The sequence below is a fragment of the Gordonia rubripertincta genome, assembly GCF_038024875.1.
Taxonomy (GTDB): Bacteria; Actinomycetota; Actinomycetes; order Mycobacteriales; family Mycobacteriaceae; genus Gordonia; species Gordonia rubripertincta.
The window spans coordinates 1,447,519-1,464,487 of the sequence record NZ_CP136136.1; the positions used below are offsets into that span (position 1 = coordinate 1,447,519).

General features: G+C 67.5%; 16 protein-coding genes. 9 read left to right on the forward strand and 7 right to left on the reverse strand.

All coding sequences use genetic code 11. From position 1 onward, the window contains the following. Window positions 1–247 precede the first annotated feature (247 nt). The 3 genes from RVF83_RS06535 (at window position 248) to RVF83_RS06545 (ending at window position 5,359) form a co-directional block, all read left to right on the forward strand. The gene (locus RVF83_RS06535; RefSeq protein ID WP_005200760.1) at window positions 248–1,948 is read left to right on the forward strand and encodes an Hsp70 family protein; all 1,701 of its coding nucleotides are present in this window, start codon (window positions 248–250) and stop codon (window positions 1,946–1,948) included. Next, window positions 1,935–4,445: a LuxR C-terminal-related transcriptional regulator gene (locus RVF83_RS06540; RefSeq protein ID WP_255220832.1), complete on the forward strand. Its 2,511-nt coding sequence runs from the start codon at window positions 1,935–1,937 to the stop codon at window positions 4,443–4,445. The genes RVF83_RS06535 and RVF83_RS06540 overlap by 14 nt, the downstream gene beginning before the upstream one ends. A gap of 224 nt (window positions 4,446–4,669) precedes the next feature. Beyond that, window positions 4,670–5,359, forward strand: a complete 690-nt coding sequence (locus tag RVF83_RS06545) for a hypothetical protein (protein WP_005200763.1) — start codon at window positions 4,670–4,672, stop codon at window positions 5,357–5,359. A 127-nt stretch (window positions 5,360–5,486) separates the two neighbouring features. Here the strand turns inward: RVF83_RS06545 and RVF83_RS06550 are convergent, their stop codons facing one another. The 5 genes from RVF83_RS06550 to RVF83_RS06570 form a co-directional block, all read right to left on the reverse strand. Beyond that, window positions 5,487–5,951 (reverse strand): hypothetical protein, encoded by a 465-nt coding sequence (locus RVF83_RS06550; protein ID WP_039881159.1) that lies wholly within the window; start codon window positions 5,949–5,951, stop codon window positions 5,487–5,489. Window positions 5,952–6,108: 157 nt separating this feature from the next. Beyond that, complete coding sequence (locus tag RVF83_RS06555; protein WP_005200766.1) at window positions 6,109–7,398, reverse strand: sensor histidine kinase; 1,290 nt, start codon at window positions 7,396–7,398, stop codon at window positions 6,109–6,111. Between the two features lie 10 nt (window positions 7,399–7,408). Next, window positions 7,409–8,047, reverse strand: a complete 639-nt coding sequence (locus tag RVF83_RS06560) for a response regulator (RefSeq protein WP_005200768.1) — start codon at window positions 8,045–8,047, stop codon at window positions 7,409–7,411. A 57-nt stretch (window positions 8,048–8,104) separates the two neighbouring features. Continuing rightward, window positions 8,105–8,425, reverse strand: coding sequence for a DUF4286 family protein (locus RVF83_RS06565; protein WP_005200770.1), 321 nt, complete (start codon window positions 8,423–8,425; stop codon window positions 8,105–8,107). A 46-nt stretch (window positions 8,426–8,471) separates the two neighbouring features. Beyond that, window positions 8,472–9,422 (reverse strand): hydroxymethylglutaryl-CoA lyase, encoded by a 951-nt coding sequence (locus RVF83_RS06570; RefSeq protein ID WP_005200772.1) that lies wholly within the window; start codon window positions 9,420–9,422, stop codon window positions 8,472–8,474. Window positions 9,423–9,605: 183 nt separating this feature from the next. On the opposite strand from RVF83_RS06570, the gene RVF83_RS06575 reads away from it, so the two are divergent. From RVF83_RS06575 to RVF83_RS06590, 4 genes are all read left to right on the forward strand, one after another. After that, entirely contained in the window at window positions 9,606–10,301 is a 696-nt protein-coding gene (locus tag RVF83_RS06575) for a GntR family transcriptional regulator (protein ID WP_005200774.1), read from the forward strand. A gap of 205 nt (window positions 10,302–10,506) precedes the next feature. Continuing rightward, a complete protein-coding gene (locus RVF83_RS06580; protein ID WP_005200776.1) occupies window positions 10,507–11,739 on the forward strand; it encodes a CaiB/BaiF CoA transferase family protein in 1,233 nt (410 codons plus the stop codon). A 129-nt stretch (window positions 11,740–11,868) separates the two neighbouring features. Then, a complete protein-coding gene (locus RVF83_RS06585; RefSeq protein ID WP_005200778.1) occupies window positions 11,869–12,651 on the forward strand; it encodes a hypothetical protein in 783 nt (260 codons plus the stop codon). A 62-nt stretch (window positions 12,652–12,713) separates the two neighbouring features. After that, complete coding sequence (locus RVF83_RS06590) at window positions 12,714–13,151, forward strand: cupin domain-containing protein (RefSeq protein WP_005200781.1); 438 nt, start codon at window positions 12,714–12,716, stop codon at window positions 13,149–13,151. Window positions 13,152–13,372: 221 nt separating this feature from the next. Here RVF83_RS06590 and RVF83_RS06595 read toward each other — a convergent pair whose 3' ends face one another. Next, entirely contained in the window at window positions 13,373–14,209 is an 837-nt protein-coding gene (locus tag RVF83_RS06595; protein WP_005200782.1) for a mycofactocin-coupled SDR family oxidoreductase, read from the reverse strand. A gap of 51 nt (window positions 14,210–14,260) precedes the next feature. Further along, window positions 14,261–14,677, reverse strand: coding sequence for a GlcG/HbpS family heme-binding protein (locus tag RVF83_RS06600; RefSeq protein WP_005200784.1), 417 nt, complete (start codon window positions 14,675–14,677; stop codon window positions 14,261–14,263). 355 nt (window positions 14,678–15,032) lie between these two features. Here RVF83_RS06600 and RVF83_RS06605 point away from each other — a divergent pair, with 355 nt between their 5' ends. Further along, entirely contained in the window at window positions 15,033–15,776 is a 744-nt protein-coding gene (locus tag RVF83_RS06605) for a maleate cis-trans isomerase family protein (protein ID WP_005200786.1), read from the forward strand. A 50-nt stretch (window positions 15,777–15,826) separates the two neighbouring features. Continuing rightward, window positions 15,827–16,954, forward strand: a complete 1,128-nt coding sequence (locus RVF83_RS06610; protein ID WP_005200788.1) for a substrate-binding domain-containing protein — start codon at window positions 15,827–15,829, stop codon at window positions 16,952–16,954. Window positions 16,955–16,969 lie beyond the last annotated feature (15 nt).

Genomic DNA, 16,969 nt, shown 5'->3' on the forward strand with positions numbered 1-16,969 from the left:
CCTAGTCCTGTCGCGGACCCGGTGAACAGGGGACCGATCCCGGGGGCGGCACAGGTAGGGGGCGGGGGAGTTTTCCCCTAATCCCGGCCGAAACGCTAACGGTCGGGTAATGGCCCGCGACACACTCAGTGAAGTGCAGCGCCCGCATCGGTCGCGGCACGAACCATCAGACGAACACCCACGCTGCGCGAGTGGCCGGTGATCCGCCATCGACCACCCCCGCGGGTGGGAACAGGAGCTGACCGACATGGGCATCACGATCGGTGTGAAGGTCGGGAGCGCGAACAGCGTCGCGGTCGTGGCCTCGGAACACTTGTGGGAGAACTCGCTCTCGGTCGAGACCGTCGGCCTGGTGGGTTCCGGCGACTTCCTCGACCGTGTCGGCGATCCGGTGCCGGTACTGGACGACCGTGGCCAGAGCCGACCCGCCGCGCAGATCCACGCCGAGGCGGTCGCCGCGCTGCTCACTCGACTCGACCTCACCGACCCCGTCGAACACCTGACCGTCGTGCATCCCGACACGTGGACGTCGCTAGCGGTCGACGAAGCCCACGCTGCCCTCCGCGCACGGGACGACGTGCCGACGGGCGAGATCAGCTGGGTGTCGGAGTCGCGGGCGACACTGGCCGCCGTCGAACACAGTGAAGGTGCCCTCGGTGAGGGTCTGGTGATCGGCTATGACCTCGGCGCTTCCGCGCTGACCGTCACCGTGCTCGCCATCGGTGACGAACCCCGCGTGGTGAGCCGACCGCTCCGGCTCGACTCGGTCAGCGGCAACGAGTTCGACCGGCTCCTGCTGGCACATACGTTGCGGGTCACCGGCGTCGACGCCGAGCCGGCTCCCGGCCGTGCCTCGTCGGTGCTCGACGACCTGACCCGACTCCGCTCCGAGTGCCGGCGCGCCAAGGAAGCCCTCTCGGTCGACACCGACGCGGTCGTCGACGTCCGCGTCGGGGAGACGACCACCGTCGCCCGACTCGTCCGCGATGACGTCGAGGACCTGGTGCGGGGGCCTATCGCCGAATCGGTGGCGCTGATCCGGGAGGCACTCGCGAGTGCGGGCGTCGACCAGGCGGGAGGTCACCCGGTCCCCGTCACCGCGATCGTTCTCGCCGGTGGGGGCGCGTCCATCCCGCTCGTCACCGAGATGCTGTCGGCAACCCTGCGCGTGCCGGTGCTCCTCGATCCCCAACCCGGATCGGCGTCCGCGGCCGGTGGTGCGCTGCTCGGAATCGCCGCCCTCGGCGCACATGCGTCCGCCGCGCCCGAGCCGACCACCGAGATCCCGGGACAGGCGCTCGCACCGTTGCCGGGGGAACGCCCGATGCGTGAGATCGTGCCGGCGCCCAGCACCACGGTGACCACTCCGGCCCCCCGTTTGTCCCGGCGCCGGCGGGGAATCCTGATCACGGCAGGTGCCGCGGCGTTGGTGCTGGTCTCGGCCACCGGACTGTCGGTGGGGACGGGTCTGGTCGGGTCCACCGGCGAGGCGACGCCGCCTCCCGCCGGTGCGGTGACGACGACGGTCGACGCAACTCCGGGAAAGCCCGGCCAACCCGCGCCGATCGTGGCCGACGCTGCGACCGGCACCCGTGCCGCCGACGCCGGTACGCGTGCCGCGGGCACCGGCACCGGAACTCCCGCCCGGCGGCAGTCGACGGCTCCCGTCCCGGCGGGTACCCCGGCGCCGGGGACCACCAGCGCGCCTCGCGGAGGACAGGCACCCTCGACCGGCGGGCAGGCCCCCGCACCGGCGGCCCCGCCTCCCGCGCCGGCGCCGGTGGATACCGTTCCCGCGCCCGTCCCCGATCAGCAACCAAGCCCCGATGTCCCCGAGCAGCCGAGCACCGGTGGCGGGGGCACCCCGGGCGGTGTCCTGCAGGTGCCCGGCAAGATTCTCGACGGCACCGGTCAGGTCCTGTGTGGCGTCACCCGTGTCGTCTGCTGACGCGGGGCGGGTGACCGCGTCGCCCACCCCGACGATCGGTGATCGCCGGGACTCGTTGTCGACGTGGGTCGACGACGTCCTCGACCGTGCGCGCACGGGGCTCCCGATCTGTGCGGTCGTCGTCGGCATCCCGGGAAGCGGACGCAGCGGACTGCTGGACGTCGTGCACGAGCGGTTGCGCGAACTCGACGTCCCGGTCAGCGTCGGCATGCCGGCCGGAGGTGACACGGCCGGTCCGACGGTGGTGCTGGCCGACGACCTCCACAACTGGCCGGGTGACCTCGTCGCGCGGACGGCGACGATGATCGACGCCGGAACCATCGGACTGATCGCCACGACCGAACCACGGGAAACCGACCCGGCTCTCCGCACGGTGCTCGACGTCGCTCGCCGCTACGGCGCGGTCCTCGAACTCGGCACGATGAACACGGCGGACGTCCTCGTTCATGCGGCTCGGGCCGGTCTCACGCTCACGCCGGCCACCGCGTCGCTGATCCGACGACGCTGTGGCGGTGCACGCAACGTCGTCATCTCTGCGTTGCTCTCCATCCGGGAGGAAGTGGCGGCTGCGATGCCCGGCGAGACCGTCGACGAACTGGTGGTCGTCGAGCGTGTGGCACGCGACCGTCACCATCGTCTGCTCCGAGGCCTCGACCCGACGACACTGTCCGTCCTGGCCCTCGCGTCGCTGCGGGCGCCGCTGGACCCGGAGAGCCTCGCCGAGACGCTCGACGTCCCGTTCGAGGCAGCGGTCGAGGCACTCGACCGGGCGCGGGGGAGCGGTCTGCTGCTCGGAGCGGACGTCTTCGTCTCGGCCGCAGGCGATCCGCTGCGCGCGGTCGTCGGGAACCGGCGACTCGATCAGCTCCGCCGGACGTCGATAGCGGTGCGTCTGCGTGCGAGTGAACTGACCGCCGACGACGCGTTGCACGCTGCGGAATCGGGGATCGAGGATCCCCGTCTGGTCGACACCTTGCTCGCCGGTGCAGCCGATGCCACCGCCGCGCGCGCGGTGGTCCTGCTCCGGGCCGCCGACCGTCTCGAACCGGGCCGTGACGACGTCCGTCTCCTGATGGCCCAGCGCGCCTTGACCTCCGGTGATGTCGACGGCGCGGGCGAGGTCGCGGACCTCCGGCTGGAGTCGGCTCGTCCCACGGATGACGGGATCGAGCACTGGGTGGGGATCGCGGCTCTCGTCGCGGCCCACCGGGGTCTCGGGTCTCACGCAGCTGATCTCTACCGTTGGCTCGGCCCGGAGAACATTGCGGCCGAATCCCTTTCCGCGGTGACGGCACTGGTGGCGGTCGGCGACCGGGCAGGTGCCGCGGCGGTCGCCGCCGCTGATGCGGGGCGCCCGCCGGTGGGTGCTCGAGCGATACGGTCACGGGCGGTCCGGGGTCTGCTCGCGTCGGTCTCCGACAACCAGACAGACGGTGACGGCGCGGCTGGTGACACGGTCGATCTCGTGGTTCGGGGGCTCACGGCCACCATGCCGGGCCGGTGGGACCCGGCGGTCGCGCGAACCCTGCACGCCGCGACCGCACTGGCGCTGAACAGCGGTGACCTCAACGCGGCCCGCGCGCTTCGGAAAGCTGCGGGCGACTGCGCGGCCGGGGCCCTGCTCGATGCCGAGATCGCGTTGGCCAGTGGAGACCTCGACGCGGTCACTCGTCTGCTGCCGGCCGACGAGCCGGCCGGGGCGGTCGACCGTCTGCGGACGCACGCCGTCCGCCTCGGCCTCGCTCACCGCAACGGCGACACCCCGGCGCTCGCTTCACTGTGGCCGGAAGCGCCGGCACTGTTGGCCGCGACCGAGATCGATCTCTATCTCCTGCGACCCCTCGCCGAGTTCTGGCAGGTCGCTGCACGCTTGGACGACACGGCGTCGATCGATCGGCACATCACCGCGGCCGACCGGTTACTCGAAACGCTGGAGAATCCGGTGACCTGGGCGGCACCGTGGCATTTCGCCGGAGTCCAGGCAGCGGTGCTCGCCCGCGATACCGGGCTCGCGACCGAGCGTCGACGATTGCTCGAGGGAGTCGCCGGGCGCAACACGAGCACGTCGGGCCTCGTGACGGCCGCCCGCGCGTGGACAGCGCTCACCTTCGAGCCGGCGGGGACCACCGATGACGTGCAGGTGGCCGACGCGGTGGCCGCCCTTCGGTTGCGTGGATTGGATTGGGAAGCAAGCCGTTTGGCGGGGATCGCGGCGTTACGCACCGGCGACCCGGGCACGTCGGCGGGCCTGCTGGAGACGGCCCGGTCGGTCGACGCGGATCGGCGGCGCCCCCGACCGGTCGACGGCCTGCTGACCGAGCGCGAGGCCGAGGTCGCACGAGAACTCCTGCAGGGATTCACATACCGCGAGATCGGTGCCCGCCTGTTCATCTCGGCGAAGACCGTGGAGCACCACGTGTCCCGTATTCGACGCCGATTGGATGCCGGGTCGCGCTCGGAATTGATGGCGGCATTACGGGCCGCCGGATACAGTTGATTTCGCGAATTCATACCCACAAAAGAGTGCAATTTCATACCCACGCCAGAACAAAGTGAGGATCGGGCGCTCTGTCCGGGTTGTCGTAAATCGACATTATTCGATCGGTCATTCACCAATTTCAATCGTGTGATGTGTTCCTCAAAGGGGGTGGCCGGCCTCTTTATCGTTTGTTACGTTCGCCGATGTCCATGAATCGAAATAGATGGAGGTCGGGAAAACCCATGAAACGTAATCTCATTCGTGCAACCACCGTCGGTGCAGCTCTCGGCGTTGCGGGACTCATCGCACCTGCCGGGGCAAATGCTGCGCCGGTGGACGAAAACAATTGCGCAAAGGTCTCGACGCCGGGTAACCCCGCCGGCTGGGGAAATGATTTCTCCGATGAGCAAGGCCAGGCCGGAAAGCATTCCGACGTCGACGTCAACGACGATGACGGATCACTGCAGTTCGTGACCACCGACGCCACGCCGCGACAGGCTTCCTACCACGCGGCCGGTCGGCTGCCGCTCGCTGACGTGGCGAAGAAGCCGTTGACATTTCACAAGTCCGAAGGCCAGGCGAACTGGCAGATCCGCGTGACCGGCGCAGAGACCGGATCCGGCGACGGATTCGCGACCCTGGTGTGGTCCGCCCCGGACGGCAAGACCAAGGCCGACGCCACCGAGTCCGACCAGTGGTGGGCGACGCGTGACCTCCCCGGTATCCCGAGGGCCCAGACCGCAACCCTGGATGAGCTCGTCGCCGCTGCCGGCAACAAGACCGTCGTCGACCACTACGGCATCTCGAGCCAGCCCACGAACAAGGCCGGGACCGTGAACGTCGACAACGTCTCGTTCAACGGTTGCACCACGAACTTCACGGCCACGGATGTCGGAGGTGGCTTCGGCTCGCTGGAGAATCTCTTCCCGTGATGTGTTGAGCCGAGCTCATCCACCGGTGTCCCTTCGCTCGCCGAGCTCGTCGAAACCGCCACAGGCCCCGCGACCGTTTCGGTCGCGGGGCCTGTGGTGTTTCCAGTGATCAGCAGGCGTCCTCCACTCACCACTGGTCGAATCCGACGTTGGCTTGCGGGAAGCCGGTGTCGATGTTGCTGTTCATCCAGTACTGCTGCGACCGGGGGCCCCAGATGCCGCTCATGCCGGTGTTCACGTTGAGCTTGTGGTTGGTGAGCTGGTAGTTGGCGGTGGGGCCGAAGAGGCCGATGCGGTACATCGCGTTCACGTCGAGGTGGTTGTTGAACGGTGCGACGGCCGTGATGGTTTCGGTGGCACCGGGGTAGAGGACCTGCTTCGGTGCGTTGACCCACTGCCCGCCGTCGGCGTTGCCGCCGATCAGGTACTCGGGCTTGTCGGTGTGGTTGGTGATCGTCATCGCGACCGTCGGCTCTCCCGGGCGGGTGATCGGCATGGTGCCGGCGTGGGCCGCTCCGGAGGCACCGAGCGCGATGCCGGCGGCTGCGGCGAGTCCGAGGGTTCCGGCTGCGATGCGGGACGCGATCTTCATGGTGTTCTCCGAGTCTCTGGTGAGGGTTTCTGTGTGGTTGTTCCGGGCTGTCCCGGTGACACCAATGACTTTCCTCGGAAAACACCCCGCCCGGATTCCGCCGACCGGGTGATCCACCGGTGGATTGCCGCATCCACCGATCGGTGGACACGGACCCTCAGACCTCGCGCGCGGGCACCTCGACGACGACGGCGGTTCCGCCGCTGGGTCGGGTCTCCAGGGAGAGTGCGCCGCCGACTCCCTCGATACGTACCCGCCGCGACGCCAGGCCGATGTGGCCGGCCGCCTGGCGGCGGCGCATCAGTTCCTCGATCGAGACCTCGTCGGGGAGTCCGACACCGTCGTCGACGACCACCAGCCGTGCGACCCCGTCGTCGAACTCGGCGGTGACCTCCGCGGTGTCGGCGTCCGCATGCTTGACCACATTGGTGAGGAGCTCGCGCGCCGCGGCGAACAGCAGCGAGTCGGCGGTGGTGCGCAGCTCGCTGGGCCAGGCGGCGGTGTCCACGGAGATCGACGGCGCGCCGGCGCGGCTGCCGTACGACGACGCCAGATCGGTCAGGGCGACGGCGAGTCCGGCCTGTTCGAGGACCGCGGGGTGCAGTTCGCTCAGCGTCGAGCGGAGCAAGCGAGCCGAGTCGCGCAGGGCGCCGTCGACCCGGTCCAGGGTCACGGCATCGGCCGAACCCCGCAGTGTCGCAAGCTCCTGCCGCGCGGCGAGCACATACTGGAGTGCGCCGTCGTGGAGGTTGTCGGCGAGGTCGCGCCGTTCTCGCTCCTCGATCTCCATCGTCGCGTCGAGGAGCCGGGCGCGTTCGGCGGCAAGCGATCCGATGGTCGTCACCCGTGATCGTTGCAGCTGGGACAACAGGACCGCCCCGACCGCGAGAGCCGCGACGACGAGGATGCGCAACACGATGATCGACCACGGTTCGCCGTTCGAGTCCCGGGCGAGGATGTTGGCGACCGCATAGACCACCACGGTCGCCGTCACCACCATCGCGCAGAGGCGCGGCTGCAGCGAGATGGCCGCGATCATCGGGACCAGCGCGAAGCCGGCGATCAACGCGTCGGTGGTCCAGCTGACCTCGTTGGACATGCCGGCGATGACGGCCAGGATCGTCAGCAGGAGGAGGTCGATCGGCAGCGCGATCCACGAGTAGCGGACCATCCACGACTCGCGGCTTCGGGCCACGACGGCCCCGGCGACGCACCATGCCGCATAGAGAACGGCGGTGACGACGCTGAACACGGCCGCATGGTCGGGCGGATCCAGGCAGACCGTCAGGAGCACGAAGAGTGCCAGGAACAGTCGCAGGAGCACCTGGATGCGGATTCCCCGGATCGCGTGGTCGACGAGGATGCGGTGGATGCGCGGCTCGTCGGCGAACTCGCCGAACCCGAGATAGACGGTCAGTCCGGCGATCTCGATGTCGGAGTTCCGCATCACCCGTCGGCTACTCGAGAAGGCCACGACGCATCGCCTCGGCCACCGCGGCGGCACGGTCGGACACCCCGAGCTTCTCGTAGAGACGCTGGGTATGGGTCTTCACCGTCGCGGCCCCGATGTACAACTCGGCGGCCAACTGCGGAATCGATTGTCCGCGTGCGAAACCGGCGAGTACCTGGCGTTCTCGTTCGCTGAGTGCCGGCGCCTCACGCTGTGTCTGGGCCCGGATCTCGCCGGCGAGACCGGCTGCGAGCGCCGGGGGCACCACCGTCTCGCCCTTCGCGACCCGGGTCACCGCACCGACGATCTCGTCGCGGTCGGCATCCTTCGACAGATAGCCGGCGGCGCCTTCCTGTAGCGCCCGGAACACGATGGGGCCGTCGGTGACCGCCGACAGCAACAGCACGCGTGTCGGCAGTTTGTCGCGGCTGACCGCATGCGCCAGTTCCACACCCGTCATGCCGGGCATCTGGTGGTCGACGACGGCGACGTCGGGATTCTCGCGCCGGATGAGTTCGAGGCCGGTGACGCCGTCTGCCGCCTCGCCGACCACCCGCACCCGGCCGCTCTGCGTGAGACCTCGCGACACCCCGTCCCGGAAGAACGGGTGATCGTCGACGACGACCGCGGTCACGAGGGTTTCCATCGCCCCAGAATACGGTGCATACAACGCGTTTCACCCGTTTACGCGGGTTTCCGGGCCCTACTCGGCGTGCTGCTCCTCGACGAACTCGAACAGGCGGAACTCCGAGCCCGGGTCGGTACGTGAGGCGGTGGTCGGCGTCCGGTTGCCCGCGTCGGCGTGGATCCGGGCGACGATCTCGGGGAGATCACCGTCGAGCGTGTAGGCCGCCATGTACCGGTGGCTGGCCTCGGGATCGGCCGACTTGTATCGCACCGCGCTCGTGACACCCTCCGTCGCAAGAATTTCCGGAAGGTGATGCGTGGTGTACCACTCGTTGAACTCGTCCTCGACGGAGTCGTCGCGCGGATGAGTGAAGGCGATGTAGAGGCCTCGTGCCATTGTCATTCCTCTTTCTCGGATCGGGCCTTTCTCGGATCGGGCCGGATCAGGCGGGCGGGAGTTCGACCGGGGGGAACAGGCCCGCGCGGGACAGCTGGCCCGGCACCGTCGTCCCGAGCATCTCGCCGAGCCGGCGGGCGCCGGAGAGGAGCACGGCGGGGTCGACGCCGGTGGCGCATCCGCTGCGGTCGAGGAGATACCAGAGGTCCTCGGTGGCGATGTTGCCCGTCGCGGCCGGAGCGAACGGGCAACCGCCGATGCCGCCTAGACTCGCGTCGAGAGCCGACGCCCCGAGCTGCAACGCGGTGAGGGCGTTGGCGTAGCCGGTGTTCCGTGTGTTGTGGAAGTGCCAGCGCAGCGGCATCCCGGGAGCCTCCCGGCGGGCGGCGTCGGCGAGTGCAACGACCTGCGCCGGCACCCCGACACCGATCGTGTCGGCGAGGGCGATCTCGTCGGGTTGCGCATCGCTGCATCGTCGGATGAGGTCGGCAACCCGCTCGGTGGGGACCTCACCTTCGAACGGGCAGCCGAAGGCGGCGGCGATGGTCACGGTGGTCTTCAGCCCGGCATCCGATGCTCGCTTCGAGAGCCGATTCCACAGGTCGACGCCCTCGTCGGTGCTGGTTCCCTGGTTCCGTCGGCTGAAGGTGTCGGAAGCGACGACCACGATGTTGACCTCGTCGAGGCCGGCTGCGACGGCGCGATCAAGTCCGCGCTCGTTGAGAACCAATCCGATCCAGGAGACCTCGCCGCGCGGCAGGGCGGCGGAGACCGCCTCGGCGTCGGCCATCTGCGGGACCCGCTTGGGGTGGACGAAACTCGTCGCCTCGATTCGACGGAGACCCGCCGCCACCAGATGATCGATGAGTTCGAGTTTGGTCTCGGTCGGCAGGAGCGTCGCCTCGTTCTGCAGGCCGTCGCGGGGCGACACCTCCACGATGGTGACCGACTCGGGGGTGGCCGATGAGGGGGTTATGGAGGACGGGGTGAGGGGCATGACTGTGTCCGACTGCTCGGACGCCGTGTTGTTTGGCATGCCCGGATGTTCCCCCAGCCGCAGAATGTATGCAAGTGAAGAGTCGTCTTGTGTCCATTACGTAAGAAGTTCCAGTAATTCACGAGATTTCGGTTGTAGGGGGACTGTTGCCGGGCTACGATGTATGCAATCTAGGAGGTAAGAGTGTCTCAGGCATCACAGCGCGCCACGGATCTCCTCCGCGCGAAGATCCTCGAAGGTCGATGGGGACCGGGAGATCGGCTCGCCGAGGTCGAACTGGCCGAGATCCTCGAGGTCAGTCGTACGCCGGTGCGGGAAGCACTGTCGCGGCTGGCCGTCGAGGGCCTGGTCGAGATGTCCCCGAACAAGGGTGCTCGCGTGGCCACCTGGTCGGAGGCGAGGCTGAACGAGATCTTCGATCTCCGTCTCCTCCTCGAACCGGTGGCCACGGGCAAGGCGGTGGGCCGGCTCGACGACGCCGAGATCGACGAACTCGAGGAGCTCGCCGTCCGCATGTTCGAGCACGGTCGTCCCGGTGGTGACCGTGACTTCAGCGAAATCGCCCGCCTCAACCGGAAGTTCCACGCGACGCTGATCGAGAAGGCGGAGAGCCTCCAGCTCGAGGCGACTCTGACGTCGGTCCGGCACATCTCGCTGGCGACCCGGAACTACCAACACTTCACCGAAGACAGCTTGTCTCGCAGCCTTTCTCACCACTTCGAGATCGTCGCCGCGGTCCGCGCCGGAAACTCGGACTGGGTCGAGGCGGTCATGCGCTGTCACCTCCACAACGCACGGACCGCGATGCTCGGCGCGATGAGCAACCCGACCATCGGCGCGGACAACACGCGCGACGGAATCGGCGCGATCCTCGCCTGATCGTCCCGCGATCCCCAGCACCCGAACCACTTCCGAACCCCACGACTCCGACAGAGCACATACCGCTTGATCCGCGGGCCCGATGACGGCCCGCGACCTCGCCTGCATACAACGACGCCTGCGTAGCTCCCTGCGCGCGGTGGCGATGACGCACGCATCCATCCGGCCCGGTCGCATCGGGCTCCCAACGAACAGGAAGTACGAGATGAGCAACGAAACCGTCGAAACCGCCCCCGAGCACGACCAGGTGGGGCCGCTGTCCGATCTGCGCGTCGTCGAGATGGGCCAGCTCCTGGCCGGGCCGTTCTGCGGCCAGCTGCTCGCCGATTTCGGTGCCGAGGTCATCAAGCTGGAGGACCCGGGCAAGGGCGATCCGATGCGTCAGTGGGGCCGCAAAAGCGCTCAGGGACAGTCACTCTGGTGGCCGGTCGTCGGTCGCAACAAGAAGTCGGTGACCTGCAACCTGCGGACTCCGGAGGGCCAGCAGATCGCCCGGGACCTGATCGCGACCGCCGACATCCTCATCGAGAACTTCCGTCCGGGCACGCTGGAGCGGTGGGGTCTGAGCTACGAGGAGCTGAGCGCACTCAACCCGAAGCTGATCATGGTGCGGGTCACCGGATACGGTCAGACGGGACCGTATGCGCCCCGCGCAGGCTACGGTTCGATCGGCGAGGCGATGGGCGGATTGCGTTACATCACCGGCGATCCCGACAGCCTCCCGAGCCGGACCGGCATCTCGATCGGTGACTCGCTCGCTGCCGTCTTCGCGACCATCGGTGCACTGACCGCTCTGCACGGCGTGCGCCGGACCGGCCGTGGTCAGATCGTCGACTCGGCCATCTACGAGGCAGTGCTGTCCCTCATGGAATCGACCGTGCCGGAGTACCAGCTGACCGGTTACCAGCGTGAGCGCACCGGTTCGATCTTGCCCAACGTCGCGCCCAGCAACGTCTATCCCACCGCCGACGACAGCAGCATCCTGATCGCGGCGAACCAGGACACGGTGTTCCGCCGTCTCGCCGAGGCGATGGGGGAGCCCGAACTCGCCGACGATCCGCGGTACCACAACCACGCCGAACGCGGGGCGAACCAGCTCGAACTCGACGACCGAATCGCCGACTGGACCCGCCGCCAACAGTCCGAGGATCTCCTGGCCCTGCTCGAGGAGAAAGGTGTGCCGGCCGGTCGGATCTACCAGGCCAAGGACATGCTCGCCGATCCGCACTTCGCCGCACGTGAGGCCATCGTCACGTTGCAGCACAAGGTCTTCGGCGACTTCCCGGTCCAGAACGTGGCCCCGAAGCTGTCGTCGACGCCGGGCACGATCCGCTGGCTGGGACCGGAACTCGGCGAGCACACCGCCGAGGTCCTCGGCGACGTCCTCTCCCGGACCCCTTTCGACATCGACGACCTCCGGACGTCGGGCGTCATCTGACAATCCGGGACAGACGTAACGCAGACGCACCCACGGACCGGCAGTTGTATGCAATGCTAAGAATCTGCGCCGTTCCCGGACCTGTCTGCGGACGAAAGTATGCAATAGAGCGCTAGAAAGGAACGACCAATGTCTGCATGGAAGCAGAGCACCGCCGCCGAGCTGAGCCCCGAGTCGCTCGCGGCCCTAATCCGCAACGAGATCCCCGCCATCCGCATCGAGAACTTCGCCGATGCCGAGGAGTGCGCAGCGTTCACCAAGGCGGTGTACGAATCGCCCGACCTGAAGTCGTACAGCGTCGCCACCCCCACCCACTACCTCGGCCTGGTGATGTACGAATACCGCCAGGACGGCGGACGTAAGCAGGAGTTCTTCGACGCGGTCCCCGAAGCGGTTGCGGCGCAGGAGAAGCTGTACGCACAGTCGTTCGACGTGCCCCAGCGTTTCCGCGACCTGCTCGGTGCACACCATCCGGGCGACATCCTCGTCCCGTCCGAGCCCGGTTACGGGGACTACTGCCCGGTGGTCGTCCGCATCGCGTCCAACGGCGTCCACCTGCACGCCGACTACGCGCCGTACAACTCCCCGGAGTGGGCCATCGGCGGCATCGAGCACCAGATCACCTGGAACCTCTACACCCAGTGCCCGTCCGTGGGTGGCGAGACCACCGTCTACAACAAGCCGTGGGTACCCGCCGAGGGCGAGGATCCCGCACGCGGCCTCCCCGACGGCGGCGTGGAGACCGATGACTCCATCGAGAGCTTCACCTTCGCACCGAAGGTCGGTGAAGTGGTGCTGTTCAACCCCCGCAACCCCCACAAGATCGCTGCCGGCACCACGGAAGGGGAGGGCCGCGTGTCCATCGGTTCCTTCCTCGGAACCAAGGGTGCCGACCTGTGGATGTGGTCCTGAGCTTCCGGACCCGGCTTCCCCTGAACCCCGAACCACCAGACCACTGACTCAAGGAGATAGACATGGCGATTGACCCAGAAGACCGGATGATCAAGCCCAGCGGGCGCCTGTTCACCAAGAACTCGGACATCCCGGCCGATCCGGTGAGCCTGATCGAGGACACCGTGGAGGACGGCGAGCTCACCGTCCGCGCGCTGATGGTCGGCGAGGAGATGATCTTCGTCGAGGCGTTCAAGGGCAAGGGAATGATCGATCCCACCCACCAGCACGACGATCACGAGTCGATCGGTTACCTGCTGCGCGGCAAGATGCGCGTCGTCATCGGCGACGAGGAGTTCATCGCCGAGGCCGGCGACGTCTGGCTGCACCCGCGCGGCGTCCCGCACATGAGCGAGGCCCTCGAGGACTCCATCCAGCTCGAGATCAAGTCCCCGCCGCGCAAGACCTGGTACACCGACGCCGAGCTCGCCGAGCGCGCGAAGCGTCAGCCCGCGAACTGACCACTGTCGCCTCCCCTCCCGGCGACAGCGGTATCCGAACGACAACGCCCCGGCCACCCGCCGGGGCGTTGTCGTGTCTCCAGCCTGGGAAATCAGATCTGCCTGTCGCGCAACGCATCCGGTCGCACGTCTGCTGCGTCGCGACACGGTTGGATGTCACACGGATACGACAGAGCCCCTCGAGCAGATCGCTCGAGGGGCTCTGTGCGTGAAAAGAGATGTCAGGCAGCGCCGTTGGTGGCACCCGAACCGGCCAGGGGGCCGATGGTCTCACCGGTGATGAACTTCGACTCGGGGGAGACGAGGAAGGCAATGGTGCGCGAGACGTCGATGGGCTCGATCCACGGGACACCCATCGGGTTGATGACGTATGCCTCTTCGATCTGCTCCTGGGTCGGGTTCTCGATGCCCGGCAGGAAGAGTGCCTCACACGCGTCGTTGCGGATCATGTCCGTGTTGACGTTGGTCGGAGTGACGGCGTTGACGGTGACGCCGCTCTGGGCGACCTCGAGGGCTGCCGACTTGACCAGACCGATGACGCCCCACTTGGCGGCGCAGTAGTGGGCCAGGTTGTTGAAGCCGATGTGGCCGCCGCCCGACGAGGTGGCGACGACGCGTCCGTAGCCGGCCTTGACCATGTGGGGAAGAACAGCGCGGAACGAGTTGAAGACACCGGTCAGGTTGATGTCGACGGTCTCGGCCCACACCTCGCCGCTCATCTCGGCGATCGGGACGGCGGTCATGATGCCGGCGTTGGCCAGCAGGATGTCGATCTTGCCGTAGCGTTCGACGACTTCGTCGGCGAATGCGATGAGGCCGTCGAGATCCCGGACGTCGATAGCACGTGCGTATGCCTTACGGCCCTGTGCTTCGATGAGGCGGACGGTCTCGTCCAGGTCGGCCTGCGTCGCCATCCCGTACGGGGTCGTCACGTTGTCCTTGATGGAGTCGACGATGACGATGTCGGCACCCAGGCTGGCCAGGTGGACGGCGTGCGAGCGGCCCTGGCCGCGTGCGCCACCGGTGATGAAGGCGATCTGTCCGTCGAAAGTACCCATGTCAGATTCCTGCTTTCCGTTGATGTTTGACACTGAAGTGTGGGGGTCGCGTCAGCGACCGAGTGCGGTGGCGCCTGCGTCGGCCACCGTGACGTCCTGCTCTGTCGATCCGCCGCTGACGCCGAGCGCGCCGACCAGCACGCCGTCGATGTGCAGCGGGACCCCGCCGCCGAAGGGAGTGAATCCCGGGACGCTGGTGATCGACCCGGCGAACGACGCGTTGGCGGTACCGGCTTCTTCCCACATGGCGGTCGGTTGTCCCATACCGACTGCGGTGTAGGGCTTTCCGCCGGCCATGCCGAGCGCCATCAGCGGGCTGTCGTCCATCTTCTGCGAGGCGATCTGCTGTCCGGCGTGATCGACGACGACGAGCGCCATCGGCACCGAGATCTCGGCTGCCTTCGCGCGCGCCGCCGCGATCACGGCCTCGGCGTCGTCCAGCGTGAGGACGGTTCGTTGACTGGCCATGGCTACTCCTCTGTCTGCTTGCCCCACCGGGTGTTCGGCCGGCTCCGGGCGCAGCCTGGTCTTCGTGGTCGGGCTGCCTGCTCAGTATGACCGGCCGCGGCCTCCTGCGCAATGGACATGTATACAACTGTCCAAACTTCCTTTAATGCTGCTAAACAGCGTTTTAGAGCACTCCGCCGCCGGATCCGGGACCAATCGGTTGGTAAATACCCTGTTAATCGGCGCGATCTGGGCTACTCTTGGCCCGTGGTCCTGCCATATGGTTTGACGCGAAGCAGTGATCTGCCACGACCCCCATGTACACAAAAGCCCCCGCGAACCCCGGATTGTGTGCAGTTTCCCCCGAAGGAGATTCATGGTTGACGTTCTTGGTTACCGCAACGTCTTTGGCGTCCTCGCCCCCTCGACGAACACGGTCGTCGAGCCGGACTACTACCGGATGACGGTGCCCGGCGTGACGCCTCACGTCGGCCGGATCCACATCCGCGACCAAACGCTGAGCAGCAACGAGGATTTCGAAGGTCTTCTCGAACAGATCCGCGGCGAGATCAACGCCGCATGCGAGCGCGTGCTGACCTGCGACCCCGACTACCTCGTGATGGGGATGTCGGCGGAGACCTTCTGGGGCGGTGTGGAAGGCAACCGGCAGTTCACCGAACAGCTCGAGAGCTTCTCCGGCCTGAAGGTCGCCACCGGCGCCGACGCCGTCCGCCGTGGACTCGACCTCTTCGGCGCCAAGCGTCTCGGCGTGGTCACGCCCTACCAGCCGATCGCCGACGAGAACGTGCGCCTGTTCCTCTCCGAGGCCGGTTACGACGTGGTCAACCTCAAGGGACTGCGTTGCCCGTCCGCGGTGGACATCGCCCGGGTCAGCGAAGACGAACTGCGCCAGGCGATCCTGGAGGTCAACGGACCCGACGTCGATGCCATCGTTCAGGTCGGCACCAACCTCTCCATGGTCGGCCTCGCCGACGAAGCCGAACGCTGGCTCGGCAAGCCCGTCATCGCCATCAACGCGGCCACCTGGTGGCATGCGCTGCGTTCCAACGGCGTCACCGACCAGATCCACGGGTTCGGCACCCTGCTGCGCGAGCACTGAGCCCGGCAGTCCCGAACCACTCTCTGCACAACACTTTTCGAGGAGAACCGATGAAGAAGACAGCATCCTGGATGCTCACGACGGTCGCCGCCGGCGCCCTGCTCGCAGGCTGTACCAGCGCAACGGCCGACAACGGCTCGAGCGCTTCCGGTGAGAAGATCAGCAACGCCTGCACCCAGGCCGCCGGCGCCATCGTCGACAAGGCCCGCGAGGCCACCCCGCTGATCGTGCCGGAGGCCCCGATCGATCTCGCCGCCGCCAAGGGCAAGAACATCTGGATGATCATGGTTGTCACCAACCAGTTCACCTCCGCCGCCGCCGAGGGCTTCAACGAGGCCGCAGCCGCAGCCGGTGTAAAGGCCACCGTGTACGACGGCCAGGGACAGACGAACAAGTTCAACGAGGGCATGGCGCAGGCCATCGCGCAGAAGGCCGACGCGATCGTCCTCCTGGGCATCGAGCCGGCGATGCTGTCCGGTTCGCTGAACGACGCTGCCCGCGCAGGCATCCCGGTCATCAACGCACTGTCGGGTGACGCCTCTGCCCCGCTGGCCAACGGCGTCTTCGCGAACGTGAGCGCCAACTACACCGCCGACGGCTCCGCGCTCGCCGCATGGACGCTGGTCGACTCGAACTGCTCGGCGTCGACGTTCTTCGCGCAGCCGACCGCGATCGAGATCTACAAGAACATGGCCGACGGAGCCGAGAAGGTCTACCGCGAGAACTGCCCGGACGACTGCTCGCTGGACATCCAGGAGATCGACCTGGCCAACGCCGCGACCGATCTGCCGCAGAAGGTCGAGACTGCGATGAAGCGCAACCCGGACACCACCTACGTGATGACCAACTGGGACTCGGGCGTCACCTTCGTCGAGCCGACCGTGGCCATGACCAATCCGGACGCCAAGATCCTCGGCCGGGACGGCATCGCCACCAGCCTCGACTCGATCCGTTCGGGCAAGGGCCAGGACGTCACCATGGCGGCTCCGCCGGAGGCGTGGCTCGGTTGGGTGATGGTCGACAACGCGATTCGCTCGGTCACCGGCGCCCAGCCCTCGGGCATCGTCATCCCCACCCGGCTGGTCGACGAGGCCAACGTCGGCGACTCGAACGCGGACGTGAACCCTAACTACAAGGATTTCCAGAACGCCTTCAAAGAGGCCTGGTCCAAGAACTGATCGGCACGCGGGCTG